The sequence below is a fragment of the Mucilaginibacter sp. genome (genome assembly GCF_039925265.1).
Classification (GTDB): Bacteria; Bacteroidota; Bacteroidia; order Sphingobacteriales; family Sphingobacteriaceae; genus Mucilaginibacter.
This window is the reverse complement of record NZ_JBDSZG010000024.1, coordinates 58120-78497: the sequence shown is the minus strand read 5'-3', so window position 1 is coordinate 78497 and position 20378 is coordinate 58120. Positions and strand designations below refer to the sequence as shown.

The 20378-nt window shown below is 47.0% G+C and carries 19 protein-coding genes; 8 read left to right on the top strand and 11 right to left on the bottom strand.

Annotated features, from left to right (window positions below):
- Positions 1 to 25 precede the first annotated feature (25 nt).
- From ABIX36_RS11805 to ABIX36_RS11780, 6 genes are all read right to left on the bottom strand, one after another.
- Positions 26 to 505, bottom strand: a complete 480-nt coding sequence (locus ABIX36_RS11805; RefSeq protein ID WP_348082366.1) for a DUF2157 domain-containing protein — start codon at positions 503 to 505, stop codon at positions 26 to 28.
- 116 nt (positions 506 to 621) lie between these two features.
- Positions 622 to 1047: a Rieske 2Fe-2S domain-containing protein gene (locus ABIX36_RS11800; protein ID WP_348082365.1), complete on the bottom strand. Its 426-nt coding sequence runs from the start codon at positions 1045 to 1047 to the stop codon at positions 622 to 624.
- Positions 1048 to 1067: 20 nt separating this feature from the next.
- Positions 1068 to 2012, bottom strand: coding sequence for a DUF5777 family beta-barrel protein (locus ABIX36_RS11795; RefSeq protein ID WP_348082364.1), 945 nt, complete (start codon positions 2010 to 2012; stop codon positions 1068 to 1070).
- A gap of 20 nt (positions 2013 to 2032) precedes the next feature.
- Complete coding sequence (locus ABIX36_RS11790) at positions 2033 to 2584, bottom strand: YceI family protein (RefSeq protein ID WP_348082363.1); 552 nt, start codon at positions 2582 to 2584, stop codon at positions 2033 to 2035.
- Position 2585: 1 nt separating this feature from the next.
- The gene (locus ABIX36_RS11785; protein WP_348082362.1) at positions 2586 to 3863 is read right to left on the bottom strand and encodes a hypothetical protein; all 1278 of its coding nucleotides are present in this window, start codon (positions 3861 to 3863) and stop codon (positions 2586 to 2588) included.
- The gene (locus tag ABIX36_RS11780; RefSeq protein ID WP_348082361.1) at positions 3860 to 4501 is read right to left on the bottom strand and encodes a sigma-70 family RNA polymerase sigma factor; all 642 of its coding nucleotides are present in this window, start codon (positions 4499 to 4501) and stop codon (positions 3860 to 3862) included. Before ABIX36_RS11780 ends, ABIX36_RS11785 begins: the two co-directional genes overlap by 4 nt.
- Before the next feature lie 275 nt (positions 4502 to 4776).
- On the opposite strand from ABIX36_RS11780, the gene ABIX36_RS11775 reads away from it, so the two are divergent.
- The 8 genes from ABIX36_RS11775 to ABIX36_RS11740 all read left to right on the top strand — a co-directional run bounded on the left by ABIX36_RS11775 (position 4777) and on the right by ABIX36_RS11740 (position 14535).
- Positions 4777 to 5583: a glycosyltransferase family 2 protein gene (locus tag ABIX36_RS11775; RefSeq protein WP_348082360.1), complete on the top strand. Its 807-nt coding sequence runs from the start codon at positions 4777 to 4779 to the stop codon at positions 5581 to 5583.
- Between the two features lie 5 nt (positions 5584 to 5588).
- Positions 5589 to 7004, top strand: a complete 1416-nt coding sequence (locus tag ABIX36_RS11770) for an oligosaccharide flippase family protein (protein ID WP_348082359.1) — start codon at positions 5589 to 5591, stop codon at positions 7002 to 7004.
- Positions 7005 to 7482: 478 nt separating this feature from the next.
- Positions 7483 to 9138, top strand: coding sequence for a hypothetical protein (locus tag ABIX36_RS11765; protein ID WP_348082358.1), 1656 nt, complete (start codon positions 7483 to 7485; stop codon positions 9136 to 9138).
- On the top strand, positions 9131 to 10081 hold the full coding sequence (locus tag ABIX36_RS11760; protein WP_348082357.1) for a glycosyltransferase: 951 nt from the start codon (positions 9131 to 9133) through the stop codon (positions 10079 to 10081). Before ABIX36_RS11765 ends, ABIX36_RS11760 begins: the two co-directional genes overlap by 8 nt.
- A complete protein-coding gene (locus tag ABIX36_RS11755; protein WP_348082356.1) occupies positions 10078 to 11157 on the top strand; it encodes a glycosyltransferase family 4 protein in 1080 nt (359 codons plus the stop codon). Before ABIX36_RS11760 ends, ABIX36_RS11755 begins: the two co-directional genes overlap by 4 nt.
- Positions 11154 to 12287 (top strand): DUF1972 domain-containing protein, encoded by a 1134-nt coding sequence (locus ABIX36_RS11750; RefSeq protein WP_348082355.1) that lies wholly within the window; start codon positions 11154 to 11156, stop codon positions 12285 to 12287. The genes ABIX36_RS11755 and ABIX36_RS11750 overlap by 4 nt, the downstream gene beginning before the upstream one ends.
- Positions 12247 to 13515 (top strand): O-antigen ligase family protein, encoded by a 1269-nt coding sequence (locus ABIX36_RS11745; RefSeq protein WP_348082354.1) that lies wholly within the window; start codon positions 12247 to 12249, stop codon positions 13513 to 13515. The genes ABIX36_RS11750 and ABIX36_RS11745 overlap by 41 nt, the downstream gene beginning before the upstream one ends.
- Before the next feature lie 99 nt (positions 13516 to 13614).
- Complete coding sequence (locus tag ABIX36_RS11740) at positions 13615 to 14535, top strand: hypothetical protein (protein ID WP_348082353.1); 921 nt, start codon at positions 13615 to 13617, stop codon at positions 14533 to 14535.
- A gap of 1 nt (position 14536) precedes the next feature.
- On the opposite strand, the gene ABIX36_RS11735 is transcribed toward ABIX36_RS11740, so the two are convergent.
- From ABIX36_RS11735 to ABIX36_RS11715, 5 genes are read right to left on the bottom strand one after another with little or no spacing between them, the layout of a single operon-like run.
- A complete protein-coding gene (locus ABIX36_RS11735) occupies positions 14537 to 15358 on the bottom strand; it encodes a class I SAM-dependent methyltransferase (protein ID WP_348082352.1) in 822 nt (273 codons plus the stop codon).
- Positions 15355 to 16818 carry a radical SAM protein gene (locus tag ABIX36_RS11730; RefSeq protein ID WP_348082351.1) on the bottom strand — a complete coding sequence of 488 codons (1464 nt, stop codon included), beginning with the start codon at positions 16816 to 16818 and terminating at the stop codon, positions 15355 to 15357. Before ABIX36_RS11730 ends, ABIX36_RS11735 begins: the two co-directional genes overlap by 4 nt.
- Positions 16819 to 16826: 8 nt before the next feature.
- Entirely contained in the window at positions 16827 to 17873 is a 1047-nt protein-coding gene (locus tag ABIX36_RS11725) for a radical SAM protein (RefSeq protein WP_348082350.1), read from the bottom strand.
- Positions 17870 to 18616: a class I SAM-dependent methyltransferase gene (locus tag ABIX36_RS11720; protein ID WP_348082349.1), complete on the bottom strand. Its 747-nt coding sequence runs from the start codon at positions 18614 to 18616 to the stop codon at positions 17870 to 17872. The genes ABIX36_RS11725 and ABIX36_RS11720 overlap by 4 nt, the downstream gene beginning before the upstream one ends.
- A 12-nt stretch (positions 18617 to 18628) precedes the next feature.
- Entirely contained in the window at positions 18629 to 20131 is a 1503-nt protein-coding gene (locus ABIX36_RS11715) for a radical SAM protein (protein ID WP_348082348.1), read from the bottom strand.
- Between the last annotated feature and the right edge of the window lie 247 nt (positions 20132 to 20378).

Sequence of the window (20378 nt, the reverse complement as noted above, 5' to 3'; positions counted from 1 at the left end):
CTATAAAAAACTATAGTGGTGTTAATTAGTAAGGAAGGATGAGCCACAGCGGGGCAAACTCGGCTACGATGGCCCAAATGAGAATGAATACCGTCCAACCTAAGAAAAAATCATAGGCCTCGGCACCGGTTTGGTATATCTGCCCAAAAACAGAGAATAATAAGCCTACAAGCACTGATGCACCGGTAAGAACGATATTCTTGATCAATCCCGGCAGTTTTACAAACAAAACCACCAAAACAGCTGCAAGTAACAGCAGCTGTGCAATACCGAGTTTTGCAAACTTGTGCAAGGTATGCCAGTTGTAAGCGAAAAAGAATATGATGCCTGCAACGGCAAAAGCAACGCCGAGGCTTAGTAGTGCAACGTCGATAAATTTAGCCCAGCTTCCGGTATTGGCATAAATGCCTTCATCATGGAGCGTTTGTTTGATACCGCCGGCCGGCCATTGGCTATGCTTGCTTACGATATGTATTTGCTTACGCGTAATGCGCGGAGTTTCCATATCAGCTTAGGTTTACGTAAACTAATGTAGTGTTTATTAATGTCTCCGCCAATAATAAAAAACGGCCCATCCTAACCAGGAATAGGCCGCCCCTATCATATCAAAATTAAACAATCTTATGCCCGCACGTTTAAGCTTGCGCCGGTAATTACTACGTTGTATTTTTTGAGGGATGATGCTGCCGGCCCTTGCAGTACAAAGCCTTCTTTGCTGAAACGGCTGCCATGCAGCGGGCAAATGTAGATCCCCCCGGCCTGGTTATAATTAATGAAAGTCCCTTCATGTGTACAGGCCACCTGCACCGCGGAGAACGAGCCGACCGCATTGCCTGCCGCGATACGGGCTAAAATTACACCGTTGGATACCTTGGCATCGCCCACATTCAGCAATTCACTATCCAAATTGGTGGTAAATATATTACCATCGGCGGTTGGCGTGGGGTCTTCGTTTTTGGGGTTGCTGCCGCAAGATACTAAACTGCATCCGGTACAAACAGCCGCCAGGCCGATGCCCAGCTTCGCTAAAAATTGTTGTCTTTCCATGGTGTTGTATTTTAGTAGGATTAATAAGCTTTTTTGGCCTTTTTGTTAAAGCTGAACATCCTCGAAATGGTGAACCCTAACCTAAACTGCCCTTTGCCCCAATCGCTCTGGCTGGCGCTTAAGTAGCTGGTTTCGGAGATCGCCTTGGCATTGCTGAACACGATGGTGAACACGTGCCCGCCTGTCTCTATCTCAATACCTATACCCAGCGGATCGTAAAAGGCGTTATCGCCCGTCGCGTTGCTACGGAAGGAAGAGAAGGGATGCGCGTAATCTACCACGATGCCCATCCGTTTGGTCACCTTTAAGCGGCCTGCTATACCCATGGCAAAAAAGCTGCGCTCATTCCCCGCCAAAAACGGAAAGGGTGAATTGTCGCGCACATAGGTTGGCGTTAACTGCAGGGAAAAATTCGCTGAGAACTTACGGGCGATGATCGCCTGCGCCACGTAGGCAAATCTATCCGTAAAGGTTGGGAACTCGCCCTGGTCGGCATGGTAGGCTTTTATGCCCGCCTTGCCCAAAAGGGTTACGGCAAATGGCGTGGCGTTGTCTGATGTTTGGTGAATGATGGCGTACTTCAGCCCCAGATCTACCTGCTGCGCAAATTTGCTGCGGCCAAAATCGATATCCAGATTATCACTAAGGCCGTACTCAAAGCCGATGTAAATATCACTGGAATTATCAAGGCCGAAGAGGGTTTTACCCCCGCCTTCCGAACCGCCTATATCGCCGAAGCGGTGGATCACCAAAAAGTTGAGGTTATTCTTTTTAACGGTTTCGGTAGTGGCACCCAAAATTAACCGGGTTGATTTAAAGGTAGCGATAACGGGTTCGGCCTTGGTACCGCTATCCATACTGTTCAGCAGCGAATCTGCTGCGGTTTTGCTTTGGGCCGGTGTGGTTTGCGCCCATACGGCGGTACTAATTACAGCGCAGGCTGCAAGGGATATTAGCTTCTTCATTGTTTATGTGTTATAGGGTTTCAGCTGCTTTTTACTGCCGTGTAGGTTGCCGATACGTTCATTTTGATACTCTCGGCAATCTTCTTGAATACCAGCGTGGGGATGTCGATCTTATGGTCGGCACATTTCACCATAAATTCCGACGTCATGCTTACCGTACCATTGTTCACCACTACGGTGCCGGGGATGGTACGGGTTTGCGTAACACCGTGAACGCTCAGTTCGCCGGTTACGTTTACCGGGTAGCTGCCGTTTTTGGTTACATCAACCGGTTCCTTTATCTTTCCTTTAAAGGTGGCTTTGGGGTACTTATCGCTCTCCATATAGTTCTCGTTAAAATGCTCCTGCATCAGCGATTTTGGGAACTGGAACGAGCGGATGCCTACACTAAAGGCCAGGTCGCCGGTGGCAGGGTTATAAACCGATGTGCCACTGCTGCTCGAGGCTTGTATATCCTCCAGCGGGGCCGAGGAAAATAAACTGATCTTTGCGTTTTTACAGGCATAGAGATCCTGCCCTGCCTGGTTTTTGATGCTTAACCAGGCAAGTAAAATAATACAGATGTACTTCATGCTACTTTGGTTTGGTGAATGAATTGATGTTCCAGTTGAAGCCAACGGCTACCCCCGCAGTATGCAGGTTTACCTGGCTATAGCCCACCGGCTTCAGCGGCAGTTTCAGGTAAGGTTGTACACTTAAACTGAATTTTGAATTTACCCGGTGCTCGAACGTTGCGTTTAAATTAAGGTTGCTGAATAAATAGTTTTGCGGGTTAGCAACGGTATAGTTTGCCGGCCCGTTAGGGTATGCCGAACTGTATGTATATTTGTAATTTTCATGCAGCATAAAGTACGATGACAGCCCCGTACCCAGCGAAAACTTATTTTTACCTTTCTGGTAAACCTGGTAACCAATATTCAGCGGAATATCCAACATGCGGCAATCTGCGGTAACATTGGTTGGATCCTGCTTAAACTGGTAGGCCGTGGTGTAATTTGCAAACGTGGTTGCATACGGCTTAACAGAATAAGTTGCCCCGGTAGTTATCGTCCATTTTTTGATGCTTACCGAAAACATTGCCCCAAAATTGCTGCCCACCTTGCTTTGCTGGAACGAGTTAACCCCGTTAATATCTGATGAAGCAATTACACTCAGCGCATACCTCGGGCGATTAGCACCAAAGGAGCCTGCCTTCACTTTTACCTTTTCGGTTGTTTTGGCCGGTTCCATCTGTGCTATTACGGCCTGCCCGGCATTTGCTGTGCCGATTGTCTTTACAGTCGGCGTGGTGTCTTTTTGCATGGCCATCATGTTTGCTTTTACTGGTGGTGCGGTGTCCTTTTGCACCGGTGTTACAACCGTATTGTTCTGCTGCGGTGTAGTTATGCCACTGGCAGCTAATATGGTAGTTCCTGTATTTTCAGCGGCAGCCGTTCCTTTTACGTCCGCCTGTTTTCTTTTTGGCAAATAGATATCTCCCTGGTTTTTATTGGTTGTTTGCGGGTTAACCGCTATGCTATTCATGGGCACGCTTACAGGTGCCTGTGGTGTGTTTTTAATGCTGGTATCGCTGTTTGCGCTTTGCGGCTCCCGTTTTTTAACTGCAACTTGTTGGTTTGGTTTAACAGCGCCCTGCTGAGGTTTAAAAAGCCACCAGCCTAAAAACAGTAACAACAGTGCCGCCATGCCACTCAGTACAGGCAACCAGTATGCTATTACGGGGCGTTTTTTGCCTTTATCCAGCATTTGTTCAAGGGCATCCCAGTCATCCTCGTTGTGAGCGAGGTTGTTCGCCGGGTCCTCCAGGCGCTTTTTAAATATGCTATCTATTTTTTCCTCCCCCTCTTTCATTTTCTGATACCATTATTAAAAAAAGCGTTTTTGATATCGCTGCCACACATCGCTACTATGGGGTTATAATCCATCCCCCGGTTATAGTTTTGGCTGTTTGCAGCATCGTCTGCTTTTAAGATCATTGTTTTTAATTTTTGTCGGGCCTTGTGCAAATTCGATTTTGATGTCCCCGGGCTGATGTTCAGCATATCTCCTATCTCCTCGTGCGAGTACCCATCTATAGCGAAAAGGTTGAACACCGTACGGTAGGCCTGAGGCAATTGCTGCACCATGCGCAGCAGGTCCTCATAGTTTAGGTTGCGGTCTACCAGCTCGCCGTCGGTTAAATGTTCGGCCTTATCCAGGTCGTCGGTATAGGCCATTTTAAGGTTGGCGCGATAGTAATCGATAGAAACATTCATCATAATACGGCCCAACCATGCTTTAAACGGCCGCGTCATATCAAACCGCTCGATATGCGTATAAACCTTATAAAACCCCTGATTCATTACTTCGGCAGCCTCATCCCGGTTGTTGGCATAGCGCAGGCAAATGCCCATAGAAAAGCCGTAAAATGCCTTATACAGCATTTTCTGACATTTCCTGTCCTGCTTTACACAGCCTCGTATCAGTTGATGTAACTCTTCGTCGCCCATGCGGGTTATTAAACTATATGCCTATAAATTTAACCTTATCTTTCTACATCACGTAATTGCAGGTTTAAAGGTTGCCTGTTTATTTAAAAAATATTTTACCGCTGTTTAAACATTTGATTTTAAAGAGTTTAAATTTTTAGGTAAAACCATTCAATATTTATTTCTCCTGCACCTTTACCCGAGGCAACCCCTGCCCCATTGCAAACGATATAGTATATAACCAGCCGCAATAAAAGGTAAGTTACATGCTATTATTCATCATACAATATCCATAAATGATACCGGTTTCCATCGTAATTATTACCAAAAACGAAGCGGCCATATTGGGCAGATGCCTTAAAATGGCAAGCTTTATCAGCGATGATATCGTAGTGGTAGACAATGGCAGCACCGATGATACCCTGAAAATTGCCGAAGCTTACGGCTGCCGCGTTTACCACAAAAGCTGGGATGGCTACGGCGCGAATAAAAACAAGGGGATAGCGCTGGCCCGGCACGACTGGATCTTAAGCATCGATGCTGATGAGATAGCCGATGTGCAGCTCATCAACACTCTGCACTGCCTAACATTTGATAACCCTGATGTGGTGTACGATATCCAATTCCGATCTTACTTTGGGGATAAGCTAATTAAATACGGCACCTGGGGCCGAGATCACCACCGCCGCCTTTTTAACCGCACACGGGTAAAATGGTCGGAAACGGAGGTGCACGAAACTTTACTGCTTCCGCCCGGCGCTACTGTAAAAAGGGTAGGCGGCTACCTGCACCATTACTCGGTACAAAATATAAAAGAGTGCGATAAAAAAGCGATTCATTACGCTCGACTAAGCGCCATCAAATACTTAAGCGCCGGCAAAAAGGCCGCTTTTTTTAAGCTCTACCTTTCGCCTGTATTTTGCTTTCTCATCAGCTACCTTATCCGGTTAGGCTTTTTAGATGGACTGGAAGGGTTGGATATCGCGCTGATGCTTTACAAAAACACCCGGCTTAAATATCATTACTTAAAACTTTTTGAAGCAGGCAAATACCTACCTTCGGGTAAGTTACCGGCACCCAAAAAACTGGTGGTTGAATATTGATCGTTTTGAAAAGCAAACTATTTCAAAATCTTTCGGCAAATACCCTGCAGCTGGTTATTAATCAACTGGCCGGACTGGTTATTTTTTACCTGCTCTCTACCGGGCTCGATAAAAACAGTTTCGGGCAGCTGAACCTCGCGCTGGCTATCCTGATGATGGCCTTTAACCTGCTCTCGCTGGGTATCGACCAGGTATCCATCCGCAAAATAGCTTCGGGCGAAGACGCAGGGGAAGTGCTCTCGCTTTACCTGTTCCATGTACTGCTCACCGGCTTTTTATTTTATGGGTTGATATTGCTGGGCAGCTTATTCATCAGCCAAACCAATGGCGTTTATCCCTTGCTTTTACTTGTTGGCGCGGGCAAGCTGATGATCTACTTTTCCACCCCCTTTAAACAGGCTGCCAGCGGGCTGGAACGCTTCCGCCTGCTGGGTACTATGCTAATAGTATCAAACCTAATACGTAGCGTGGCTTTGCTGATGCTGGCTATTATACACGCCATTTCATTACAAAATGCCGTTATAATTTTTGTAGCCGGAGATGTGCTGGAGCTACTGATCACCGCGATCATTTTCAGTCGTGGCACAAAAATTTTGTTTAATATCTTATGGCACCGGGCTAAATATACCGCCCTGCTCCGCGAGGCACTGCCGCAAACGGGGGTTAACATCCTCACCTCGGCCATAGCCCGGTTCGACTGGGTATTTATCGGTTTTATGGCATCGGCAGTTAAACTGGCCGAATACAGTTTTGCTTATAAGGTTTTTGAAATGAGTACCCTGCCACTGCTGGCCATTGCGCCGCTGCTGATACCTAAATTTACAAAAATGTTTAAGCAAGGCACCGCCGATATCGCTGGCCTTCAAAACCTTTTACGCGCCGAAATGGCCATTGCCGCTTTTACCGGGCTGGCGCTCAACATCCTCTGGTCGCCGGTAATGGATGCTATTACTGCGGGCAAATACGGCGCTGTTAATGCCGGCACTGTTTTTATCCTATCGCTTTGCATCCCTTTCCTGTACCTTAATAATTTTTTGTGGACCATCTTTTTTGCCAAAGGCGAAATGAAGATGATATTGAAAGGTTTCATCATTACCTTTTTGGTAAACGCCGGGCTGGATGTGGTGCTGATACCCTACTTTGGCAATGAGGGTGCGGCCACAGGCTTCCTGGCATCTTATGTGGTGCAGGCAGTGTTTTATTTGAGCCATAACCGTATTAAGCAATTAAATGCCATTTGGCAAAACCTGGCGCTGTGCACGGCTTGCGCCCTGGCAAGCGGCGTAGCCATGAAATCATGTGCGGTTAATTGCTGGCTGGCATTGCTGCTGGGAACCTTCCTGTATATCGTGCTACTTTACCTAAGCAAACAACTAAGGCTTAGCGATAGGAAAACTGCAGCGGCAGCATTTTCGGGATAAATTCTTATTTGGTATGAGCATTGGCCAAGGTAATCGCGTATTGGACTTGGATAGGCTCCGTTTCATCAGACGTTCCGATGGAACGTAGAAAAATTGTTGGGGTTTTCTACCCATAAAACAGCCCTAAGGGCTGAAAAGAAAACGTTCCGTCGGAACGACTTATGGGTAGAAATAAGTAAAAACATTTTCACGTTCCATAGGAACGTTTTATGAGGGCTATCTAATCATAGGGCTATTGCTTTACCGTAAAGATAATTAACCGAGGCCAAACAATTGCTTTTCGCAAACAACACAAACTTCATGCAAAAATTCATCCCGTCCTCATATTAAATATCCTCCACGGCCGCCATCCACAGGCAACCATTCCAAATTCCAAAGCGTAATGTTTTTAGAGAATTAACCCGGGCAGAAGCAATTCTCCCCGGATAGGCGGCTGTTGCCGCTTGCTCCCCAATTCAGCTAAAACTATAAAGACGCAATGGCCATAAGCCCTATCGACATTAAAAAATGGAAGAGTTATGCAGACTGGAAACTGCTTGCCTTACTCCTGCTGTTTTTAAATGTAAAGTTGGCGATAAAGATCCCCGCCTTAGCGCTGATCTACCTGCTACAATTCGATTTTAAGTTTGGCTTCAGCCTTAAAAATTCGCGGCTGCCATTATTTTACCTGCTCATTATTCCGCTGTCGTTTGTAGGCTTGTTTATTGGCAAAGGTTTTCAAAACATCAATTACCTCATCGTTTTTGCCACGGGGCTGTTTTTTTGGCTGTTGTGCATACTGGCCATTCATCAGGTAAAACTCTCGGTAGAAAAGCAAAGCGTGGAAGTACTGCACAACACGCTCCTCGTATTTTTTGCCATCAACGCAGGCGTATCGGCCATCAACCTGCTCCGCATCATCATCGAAACGCATGCCCTCAACCCCTATACTTACCAGGGCAATTATCAAAAATACTTCATCGGCACGGGCGACTATATCAAGGGCGTAACCTTCGACACCAGCACCACCAATGCCGCTATTAATGCCATGGGCGTTATTTATTTTTTGGCACGCCAAAAACCACTGATGCTAATGGCCAGTATGTCCACCTTGCTTTTAACCGGGAGCAACTTTATCAATATTGTTTTACTGCTCATCCTTGGCCTGCTGTTTATTTTCAGAAGTACCCGCGCGCAAAAAAGTCTGGTGGTTATCTGCCTTATGTTTCTGGTTACTTTTATGGTGAAGGTATCACCGCAAAACAATATTTATGTAGCCGAGACCATCAAGAACACTTTTGAAAAACCGGCACGCCATGCTGTTACGCAGGCAGCCTTACTACCCATAAGCGAACGCCCCGACTCTACCCTAAACCCCGAAGAACGGAAGGAGAAATTCGCGAAACTGTACCTGGATAGCCTAAGCAGCGCCGAATATTTAAAAGACACCAAAGGCAAGTTGCCCGTTGTAAAAAAAGAGGTTATCCGTAACGATGATGGGCGCATCTTAATGCCGCAGGCCAACATCCACTCGGCAACCTACCAAAGCATAAAAGTACCACAGGCGGCCCAGCAACCGCTCATCAGGTTTATCAACACGCACGATACGGCGCTGCCCATTTCTGCCAGAACCATCCGGGTACCTGCCTTGCCGGGTAAAGCCATCAGCGTTTTACAAACGGGTAAATTTTTGATGCAGCACCCTGCCAAAGTACTTACCGGCGATGGCATGGGTAACTTCTCATCCAAACTGGCATTCCGGGCAACGGGGCTGGGCATAGCAGGCGGATATCCGCACCGATACATCTACATAAATCCCGATTTTTTAACGAACCACCTGGATGTGTACCTCGATTTTTTTAGCAAGCAAACCGGGCTGCATTCCTTAACCAACAGCCCTTTTTCGGTTTACGACCAGCTATTAGCCGAATACGGCCTCATTGGCTTAGTTATCTTCTTTGTTTATTACCTGTGGTTTTTTGCCTGGCACTACCACAAACTTACTTACGGGCTGCCCATTTTGTTGTTGCTGATGGCGGTGCTTTTTGTGGATTACTGGTTTGAGCAATTATCCATCCTGGTGTTTTTCGAGCTGTTGTTGTTCCTCAACATTAAAGAGACCGAAGCGCGGGAAGGAGGGCTTAGCCATGCATGAGCCAAAGATCACCGTATTAATGCCGGCTTATGATGCCGGTAAATATATCCGCGAGGCCATCAGTTCGGTACTGGCGCAAACCTTCGATGATTTTGAGTTGATGATCGTTAACGACGGCTCTAAAGATGATACGCTGGATGTCATCAGTTCGTTCAACGATGCCCGCATCGTGGTAATCCACCAGGCTAACAAAGGCGTAGCGGCGGCCCTCAATACCGGGTTAAAATATGCCCGTGCGCCATACATCGCCCGTTTCGATGCCGATGATATTTGCTACCCCACCCGACTGCAGACGCAATACGATTTTATCTGCACGCATCCCGAATACAGCATCATTGGCTCCGAAGCGGATTATATTAATACCGAAGGTGAATTTCTATTCAAGCACCAATTGGCGGGTTACAGCTATGATGAAATTAAAAAGCTGGATGTGCGCGTTTGTCCCATGATCCACTCCTGCGTACTTTACAAAAAAGACGTTATCATAAATGCCGGAGGATACAATGAGCATGCTTATACCTTTGAGGATCATTTTTTATGGGCCAACCTGCTTAAAACAGAAAAGGCCTGCAACCTGCCACAGTCGCTGATAAAGGTGCGGCTCAACCCCGAATCGGTTACCATTGATGAAAAATGGCATACGCGCAAATTCCGGTTGATAAAGCATACTTCACTCAAAACCCAGCGCATTACGGCATCCGAAGGGAAAGAATTACACGAGATAGGCAGCACGCAATACTCGCCCAAAAACAAGCAGGGGGCCTATTATGCCCTGTGCGGTAAAAAGTTTTTGCTGAACAATTACCAACCGCAGCGTGCACGGCGCCATATGGTTAAGGCCATTGCGCTACAGCCATTGCGCTTGGATAATTACCTGCTTTACACGGTGAGTTATCTCCCCGAGCGATTGATAAACTGGCTGCACCTAAACCTGGCGAAATGATGAGAGTGGCATTTATCACACGGTCTACTTTATACACCGTTCCCGGCGGGGACACGGTACAGGCGGTGCAAACAGCCCGCCATTTGGCGGAGATAGGCGTGGATGTGTCCATAAAATTATCTAACGAGGAGATCAGTTACGAGGATTTCGATCTGCTGCATTTCTTTAATCTTACCCGCCCGGCGGATATCCTGTACCACAGCCAAAAGGCCAACAAACCTTTCGTGGTATCAACCATCCTGTGCAACTACAGCGAATACGATAAGCAACAAGCCAAAGGGTTAAGAGCGCTGATGGCTTTTCTGCCGGCAAACGGTATCGATTATATCAAAACCATTGCCCGCTGGTTATTGGGGAAAGACCATCTTTCCGCCAAAGCCTACCTGTGGATGGGGCAACGCAAGAGCATCCAAAAAGTACTGCGCCAGGCAGCGCTGATACTGCCTAACTCGTTGTCGGAGTACCAACGTATTATTAAGCAATATACTTGCAGCACAAAATTTAGCGTGGTTACAAACGGCATCGATCCAAAGCTTTTTACCTGCGACACGGAATTGAGCAGGAACAAAAACCTGGTGCTTTGCGTGGCGCGGATAGAGGGCATTAAAAACCAGCTCAACCTTATCAAAGCATTAAATAATACCGGTTTTACGCTGATGCTGATTGGATCGCACGCGCCAAACCAGCTGGCCTATTATAACCGGTGCCGGGCTATAGCCGCAGATAATATCCGCTTTATTAGCCACATCCCGCAGCAGGAGCTTGTTAAATATTATTCGGCAGCAAAGGTGCATATCCTGCCCAGCTGGTTCGAAACCACTGGACTAAGCTCGATAGAAGCGGCGGCCATGGGCTGCAACATTGTGATAACTGACAAAGGCGATACCCGCGAATATTTTACAGATGACGCCTTTTATTGCGACCCAGGTCAGCCAAAAAGCATCCTGGCCGCGGTTGAAAAAGCAAGCGAGGCAGATTTTAACAAGGGCCTTCGCCGCAAAATAGTAAAGCAGTTTACCTGGCAGCAGGCAGCCATACAAACATATAAAGCATATCAATTAGCATACTCAGCATGAAACTACGAATTGGCATTTTAGGCACCCGCGGCATCCCCAACCATTACGGCGGGTTTGAGCATATCTCCGAGTACGTATCAGAAGGGCTGGTGAAAAAGGGGCATTCGGTAACGGTTTATAACTCGCACAATCACCCCTACAGCGCCCATAACTGGAACGGCGTGGACATTGTACACCGCTACGACCCGGAATATTTAATAGGCACAGCCGGCCAGTTTGCTTATGATTTTAATTGCCTGGCCGATGCCCGCAAACGCAACTTTGATGTGGTGCTGCTGATGGGTTATACCAGCAGTTCGGTTTGGGGGAGGCTGTATCCTAAGGATAGCGCCATCATCACCAATATGGACGGGCTGGAATGGAAACGATCCAAATACTCCAAACCCGTGCAGCGCTTTTTAAAATATGCCGAAAAACTGGCGGTAAAGCACAGTCAGTTTTACATTGCCGATTCGCGGGTAATTAAAGGCTACCTGAAAGATAAATACCATATCGATAGCCGCTACATCCCCTACGGCGCCGACTTATTCTCCGAGCAGGAGCGCGAGCAGTTTGATAAAAGCGAAGCGCAAAAGGAAGACTACTTTTTGCTGATGGCCCGTATGGAGCCCGAGAATAATATCGAAAGCATTTTAGAGGGCTTTAACAACAGCACATCGCGCAAAAACTTTAAGGTGCTGGGCGATACCGGCAACCGCTTTGGCAAATACATCACCCATAAATTCAAGAACGACGAACGCATCCAGTTCAAGGGGTCGATATTTGATAATACGGCGGTTCGGTCGCTGCAAAACAACTCTTATTTGTATTTCCACGGGCATAGCGTTGGTGGCACTAACCCATCGCTTTTAGAGGCGATGGCCAGCGAGGCGCTCATCGCGGCGCACGATAACCCTTTTAATAAATCGGTACTGAGTTCTGACGCTTTCTATTTTAATAACGCCGCCGAGGTACGAAACCTGGTAGAGAACGTGCAACGCCACGACATCGAAAAAACGATGGTGAAAAACAATTTGCACAAAATACAATACCAGTTTAACTGGGAAAAGATCATAGACGAGTACGAAGAATTTATAATGGAATGCCACTATGCCCGCAACCTTGAAAAAATTGTTCCCGGCAGCAGATAGCCTGGCCAACCAGATCAGCTATTACCATTTAGTGTTGCTGCTCATCAGCCTGCCGTACGACAGGTTTTACAGCCATTTGATCCTGATCAGCTTTATCCTTCACACACTGATAAACCTGAGCAGGGTCGATATAAAACCATTGCTTACCACAACCAATATCGTGCTGGCATCGGTGTTTTTTGTTACGGTTGCGGGTACATTCTACAGCATCAACAAGCCCGAAGCCTTTAACGAGTGGGCCAAGCAGATCACTATTTTACTTTTCCCGCTGGTGTTTTGCCTCAACCCGCTGGACGTAAAGAAGTACAGGGGCAGCCTGCTTTTAACATTCGCGTTGAGCAGTACCATAGCTATTCTTTTGCTGTATATGCAGGCATTGAGGGCTATCCGATTTTACAATTTCCCATTATCGGCGTTATTTTCATCTGACTTTACCAATCATAATTTTTCGGGTCCACTGGACATCCACGCCACATTTTTTTCGATGCAGGTGGCCATAGCCCTGGTGTTTTTGATAACAGAACTATTGAAAACCGAAACTACGCACTATAAAGGGTTGTGCTGGTTTTGCTGCGCGATACTGGCCACAGGTATTATCCAGTTGGGTTCAAAATCGGTGTTTGCGGCACTGCTCATTATCATCAATATTGCCATTCCCGTTTTTTTGCAGAAAGGCGCCGTGCGGCTAAAATACGCTGCCGCTACGCTTTTCTTATCGGCAGCCATCATCACCGGCATTTACCAAATGGATAACCTAAAAGAGCGCTACATCACCGACCTGAAAACCGACCTAAGCAAGGCAAAAGCCGATGAACTTTTCGACCCAAGGCTGGCCCGCTGGCAGGTTGCTTTAAAGCTGGCGGTACAGTCGCCAATTATTGGGCATGGTTCAGGCTCGGAAATCGGGCTGCTGAAGGAGCGCTTTTTCGAGGCACGGTTTTACCGCTCTTACCTGGCTGGGTTGAACGCGCACAACCAATTCATTAGCTTTTTTATCAAAACCGGCATCATTGGCTTGCTGGCTTATTTAAGCACGCTTTACTTTGGTTTCCGGAAAGCCATATTTAGGAAAGATATTCTGCTGTTCGCCTTTATGGTGATCATTGCTGCCGTGTCCTGCTCTGAGAATTTTTTGGATGTGGATAAAGGCATATTTTTTTACAGCGTTTTCTTTTCGCTTCTCATCTTCTCCGGCAATGAAAAAGCAGAACCATTACAGCATAAATAGTTTAAACAAGCAACCAAACAGGGTTTTGGCCCGTCATCATTATATACAATAGCCAACGGTACCGGTTAATCCGGCATAAATAAAATCAAAAAGCAACACGTGTTAACCATTAACAGAAATATCTTAGCCGCCCTCGCATACTTTGATATGTTTGATTATCCCCTTACCTACGGCGAGATCTACCTGTTTTTGGGCGAAAAGCATTGCCAGGCGCAATTCAGCGAGGCCATTAATTATCTGGTTGCCGGTAAAATGATCTACCAGTTTGATAAATTCTACTCGCTAAAAAACGATTACCTCATCATCATCCGCCGTAACTGCGGTAACCAAAAAGCCGCCGAAATGATAGCGAAGGCCAAGGAGGTTGGCCAGTTCCTTATCAAATTCCCATACGTGCGCGGCATCGGCATCTCGGGTTCCTTATCAAAAAACTTCGCGGATGAACGCTCAGATATCGACCTGTTTATCATCACCGCCAAAAACCGCCTTTGGGTAGCGCGCACGCTGATGCACTGCTTTAAAAAATTCACGTTTTTGGTAAACAAGCAGCACAATTACTGCATGAATTATTATATAGATGAGCAGCAACTGCAAATTGCCGAGAAGAATATTTATACCGCCATTGAGACCGATACCCTGATCCCTTTGGAGGGTGATGTGGTGTTTGAGAAATTCTACGCCGCCAACAGCTGGACACGTACCTTTCTGCCTAATAAACCCTTACGCCTCGCTTCGGCAAAGCCATTACAAACTTATGTGCTTAAAAAACTGGTAGAGTTCCTGCTGAATAACCAACTTGGCGATCTGCTGGATGATACCTTCCTGAAGATCACTTCTAAACGATGGGTTAAGAAAACCGTGCAGAAAAAGCTGAACCTGCGGGGGATAGTGATGGGCATGTCGGCAGGCAAACACTTCGCCAAACCCGACCCGGTCAATTTTCAAAACCGGTTGATAGAGCGCTATAAAAACAAGCTCAACTACCTGCTGCAACAAACCGAAGAGCGCGTGGCGCAATAATTTACAGCTTCTTTTTTAGCGAGATAATGTAGTAATCGCCCATGTATTTCCAGGGCCAGGTACTTTTCCATTTGTCTTCCAGCCTGCTCAGGCGTTTATAGGTCGTGGGATGCTTTTCCGCAAAACTTTCTATGTAGGATGGCGGCACCATGGTGCATAAACCCTCAATACCTAAAACATCAAATTCATTTTTCAGTTGGTTGATCACATAGGATGGGTTATAGTACCAGCATTTAAAATGCACACCCTCCACATGCGCCTTACGGCCCTTGCTGCTAAAAAACCTGCGGAAAGCGGTTCTGAACTTCCCTTTGAAAACCAGCAGCGTTTCCCATAAACAAAATTTAGGGAGGATCACCAGTGTAGCCATGCCGCCCGATTTTAGTAAGGCGGGAAAGGAGGTTAGTACCTTATCAAGTTCACCGGTGCAATTCAGGCCGGCAAAATTGGAGAAGATCAAATCGTACGGCCCTTTATTTTGCAGCTCGTTTAGCTGGGTGTACGAGCAGATTTCGTTACTAATATCGTCAGTAAGCCCCAAGAGCTCCGCTTTGCGTTTCAATTCGCCCTGCATCCCCACGGAGATATCAGTGGCGTGAACTTTGAAGCCCCGCTGCGCAAAGAATATAGCATCCTCGCCGGTGCCGCTGTTCAATTCTAATATACCGCCGCCGGGTTTAAGGTATTGCAACACATGATCGCGTACGCGCCTACGCTTGTAATTGATAATGGTATTGCCGGAGTACAGCTTATCAAACACAACCGATTGATTGCTGAAGGCTGTTTCTGCCAATTGCTCATTTGGATGGATCGCTTCCGTCATAACGCGTTCTCCAATCTGTTCAGCTTTAATTTTTCAATGTAGGTACGGGGCGTATGGTAAAATACCGAGAGCGCTTTTCTAAGCGTGCTCTTTGTTGCAGATGCCGGCGCTTTGAGCAATTTAACCAGGCTGTTCTTGGCCAGGTGCTTATGATAGTTCTGGTGCACGTAACTATGCAATTGCTTGTAATACGGCGCCGGGAAGGTATTGGTAAACATCAGCGCCATCTCGTCAGAATCGGCCCAGTTGGTTTTCTTTTTCAGTTCGGCTTTTACCTTTTCGTAAAAACCGGTGCCGGGTAAAGGGTACGATACCGAGATTCCTATCTCAAAAGGCAACAGTCTGTTGATCATATCGATGGTGAGACCGATATCGCTTTTTGTTTCGCCGGGGTAACCAAACTGGATAAAGAACGAAGGTTTGATACCATGCTTTTTCATCAAACCTGTGGCCGTTGCAATCTGTGTAGTGGTGATGCCTTTATCCATAGCGTCCAGTATCTTTTGCGAGCCGCTTTCCGCCCCTATCCAAACGTTTTGGCAGCCCGAGCGGGCAAGGGCGGCTACCAATTCCTCCTCCACCAACAGATCGGCGCGGGATTGAATTTTGAATTTTATGCTTATCTCTTCCTGCTCCAGCAAGCGGGCAAATTCTAAAACCCAGCCGGGTTTCAGCCCAAAAATATCATCACAAAACCAAATGTGGTCCATCCGGTAATTTTGTTTCAGCAGCTTAATTTCCGCCACCACATTTTGCGGGCTGCGCGAGTTATAGCGGTTGCCGTAAATAGGCTTGGCGCACCAGTTACATTTAAACGGACAGCCGCGTGTAGTGCCAATATTGATGGAGAAATACCCCGTGTGCCGCATCCACATGTCCCGGTATTTATCCATATCCACCAAGTCCCAGGCAGGCAGGGGCAGGCTGTCGAGGTCCTTCAGCACCGGGCGGGCGGGTGTTTTGGTTATTTTATGGCCATCATCAAATGCAAGTCCCATAATGCCGCTGTAGTCGGTTTGGCCGCCTTTGATATGGTTACACAACTCCAATAACGTATGCTCCGCCTCGCCGATGATCACCAGATCGGCGCCTTCGGCAAGATATTCGGCATAGCGGTCGGTAGAATCTGAACTGGATACAATCACCGTGCATCCGCGCTCTTTAGCCAGCTTGCACATTTTAAATGCCGCCTCGCGCATATTGGTGAGGCACATTTTGGTGAGGTAGTTAAAGCCATCATCGTAGATCACAAAGAATTGGGGCGTTTGCGCTTCAATAGCAGGGATCACCTCATCCGCGCTGTGCGCAAACATGGTATCAAATAAACTTGTCTCATATCCATGCTGCCGCATCAGGGCGGCGGCGTATAAAGTTCCCAATGGCGCATAGGGTTGCCCTATAGACCATTGCTTCGGGTCGAAACGTAAAAAGTAGGAATGAGTGAATAGGATGCTGCCCATGTTTCTGCTTAATTAAGTTTCGCCAGGGGCGATAAATTTAACGAACACACACATTTTACGCAGGTTGGGTTGGTGCCCATATCCAGCGTTCGGCGGAAGTTTACCGAAGCCTCGCTATTCAGGATCTGCGCCAGCGAAGAATCGCGAATGTTACCCGTAGCTTCATGGAAAAAGCAGGGGCGGACGCTACCATCAGCTTCTATTACTGCCGACACCCAGGGCGCGTTACATTTTTTAAACGGAAAAGCGTTCAACCCATAAAAAGCGGCGTAGTATCTATAAATGTCGTGGAGTTTTTCGGGCGATTCGGCGATGAATTGATTGTCGAAATTGGCCTTGTCAGCAATTACCGCTTCCACTATTTGATATAGTTCTGCCAGTTCATTTTCGCCCGGCAGTATTTCATTTTGCCTGGGTTCGCTCCATGCTGTTTGGCGGTTAAAGGCATGGCTACTTACATCTGCGGGTAAAAAACTTACCTGGTTTATCCCTATGTTTTTCGCGGCATCAATAATAGTCTGCCAATTGCGAAAATTCAACCGATGGATGACTGTACGGGCGGTAATGGGGTAGGCCGGTTCTATCGAACGGATCTGCTCCACTCCTTCCTTCAGTTTTTTAAATGCCCCGGGGATATCGCGGATAGCATCGTGCAGTGACTCGTCACCATCCAGCGACAGGATGAGATCGTCTACCCATTGTATAATGTCCAAAGCGTGCCTTTTGATGGACAGCCCGGTAGATAGCAGCGTAATTTTTATACCCTGCTTTTTCAGGATGCGGCACAGCCCGAAGAAGTTGGCATTCAGCAAAGCCTCCCCGCCCGACATGAGCACCTGCTGAGTGCCCAGTTGTTTTAAATTGGTTAATAGCCCCTCAACGTCCCGCTCGGTTAGCTGCTTCAGGTTTTTGTTATCCTTCCATATATCGCACATTACACAGCGGCAGTTGCAGGCACTATGGGGCATTAAAATCACCACAGGCAGCGCGGTTATTTGATGCGTTTGCAGCGTGCGGTAACGCTTAAAAGTATGGAATAAGCCCTGCCCTATCATACCGCGCCATTGTTAACTCGTATCCAATAAAACGGCCTATCTTTCAACAAACGGTTCTTAAAACTATGCGGATCACTTAAGATCTGGTAGTCGAAACCGTCCAATTCATCCAGGCGGTGATGATAATAAAAGGCCGCCATCTCCGGGTACCGCATGGCCATATAATATTCCTGTGTGCGCAAAACGGCGTGCTCCACAGTAAAAGGAGTATAAAAATTACTGTCGATGATGTGGATCTCGCCTTCATTACTAAGATACCCCTGCATCTTTTGCAGCATATCTTTTAGCGGAGAAAAGTATTGGATCGCCGCCGCGAACACGATTACATCAAACCTAAGTCCTGCAAAATGCTGCTCATCAAAACTGCCGCTAAAAAATTGCAGATTGGCTTGTTTAAAAACACGTTTTGCCTGGCTAATTTCCAGCCGGTTCACATCCAGTGCAACAACGTCTGCACCGGCTACTTGTGCCAGTTTTGCTGCCAACCATCCGTTGCCGCAGCCTATCTCCAAAATAGTTAAAGGCTTTTTCTTTTTGGCGAGGTAAGTAACCAACCGTTCCGACGAGCGCTTCCTGATCTGCCATTCTTGGTAATGCACATGCGATGACGCTATCTCCGGCAGTTGCCGTAGCTGTTCATCGGTATAAATCCGTTGCTCCAGCCCGCGCACGCCAAGGTACAGCTGCTCAAAATCGGACTCTGTTTCTTGTATTGGCAATATGTAGGTTTCCTGCTGGGGCATGTTCAAAAAAAATTAAAAACCCTGGATCTCGGGCTGGCGGTAGCGCCAAACTTTTTGCAATAGCTTTATCTCGTACGGGTATTGGTACAGGTCTGTTTTGTAGCGTAAGCCTGCTATCAGCTTTATGGCCCGGCGTTTTAGCCAGTTGAGGCGGATATCGGTTACCGTTGGGTATACGCCGTTCAGCACCGTCTCAAAATTCCTTATCTTATCTATCATCTCCGGCGTAAGCCAGGGCGTAAGCGGGTTTTTACGAAGATCGAAGCTTTCCCAGGCCGGGCTTATCCAATCCTCCAGCGTTTCGGGGAAGCGGAAACCACTCGATAAAACCTGTTTGTACAGTTCCGAACCTTCTGTAGGTACAGGGCTATAGGTATAGATCACTATCTCCGTTTTGGGGTTTACGGCTTTTACTTTTTTGATGAAATCTATCTCAAAATCTATCTGCGATTGCACCTGCTGCGCTGTTGGCGCGGGCGTACCCAATACAAAAGAGTATTCGGGGATGATATCAAATTTTTTCAGCCGTTCGGCAAATTCGATGATCTGGTCGCCGGTTTGGGTACCGCCTTTATCCATTTGTTCCAGTATGGCGTTGTTACCGCTTTCGGCACCAAAGAAGATGATCTTACAGCCCGATTCGCGAATGGCTTGTAACGACGAATCTTTGAATTTGTGCATGGTATCGATGCGTGCCATGCCCCACCAGGTCATGTTCTCGGGTTTTATCAGCCTGGCAAATTCAACCGCGCGTTTTTCTGATACAAAGAAGTTATTATCATGAAATTCGATCGCATCCGCACCCCATTTATCCTTAATATATTTCACATCGTTATAAACCGTTTGCGCCGATTTCGCCTTCCACCTGGCCTCGTAAATAGGTACCACCGCGCAAAACGAACAAGTGAAGGGGCAGCCGATACTGGAATGGTAGGCCAGTGTTTTTTCGCCCAGGTAAGTCTTCCCTAAAAATTTAGGGATAGGGTAAAATTTGGCCAGCTTATCATAGGGCAATGGCGGCAGCGAATCCTGGTCTATCAGGTCCTCCTTCGCGGTTTTAAAGATGCGGCCATCGGTAGCTTTATAAATGAGATTTTTAATAAATTCGAAAGGCTGCCCGTTCTCCAAAGCCTCTATCAACTGTGGAAAAGCGTGATCGCCGGGGCCGTTGATAATAAAATCCACATAGCCCGAATACAGCACGGCATTGGGCTGGTTGGAGGGGAAGTAACCGCCCCATATCATTTTTGTACGCGGATATTTGGCTTTAATAGCTTTGGCAATGGTGATGGCCTGCTTTAACTGCGGACCGGGCATCACAGTAAAACCAAGGTATTTGATCTCGCCGCCGCCGAGGTAGCTGTCAATTTTCGCCAGGGGATCGGCCTCGCAATTGCCATCCACTATCACCCAGCCATATTTCCCATCAACCGAGGCTGCAATGTTTAAAATGGAGTTGGGGATCCGGTACTTATTTATCGAGCTTTTGGGGTTAAATAATAATATCCTGTCCATTAGGGGTTGCCCGGCTTTATTTATCGCTATCAAAAAATCTCCCGGTGATGAGGTTTTACCCTCACCTCGTTTAAACCGGGAGCTGCCCATATCACAAAAACTTTAATCTGTCGGCACTTATCATCCCGCACATTTATAAATACGCCGGGCCAGGCTTGCCCGTTGCCTCGGCACATAAATAAAACAGCGCTGGCAACCTTTGCAGGCAGGTAACCGTAATTCTTATTAACCAGGTTTTAAATCTCAT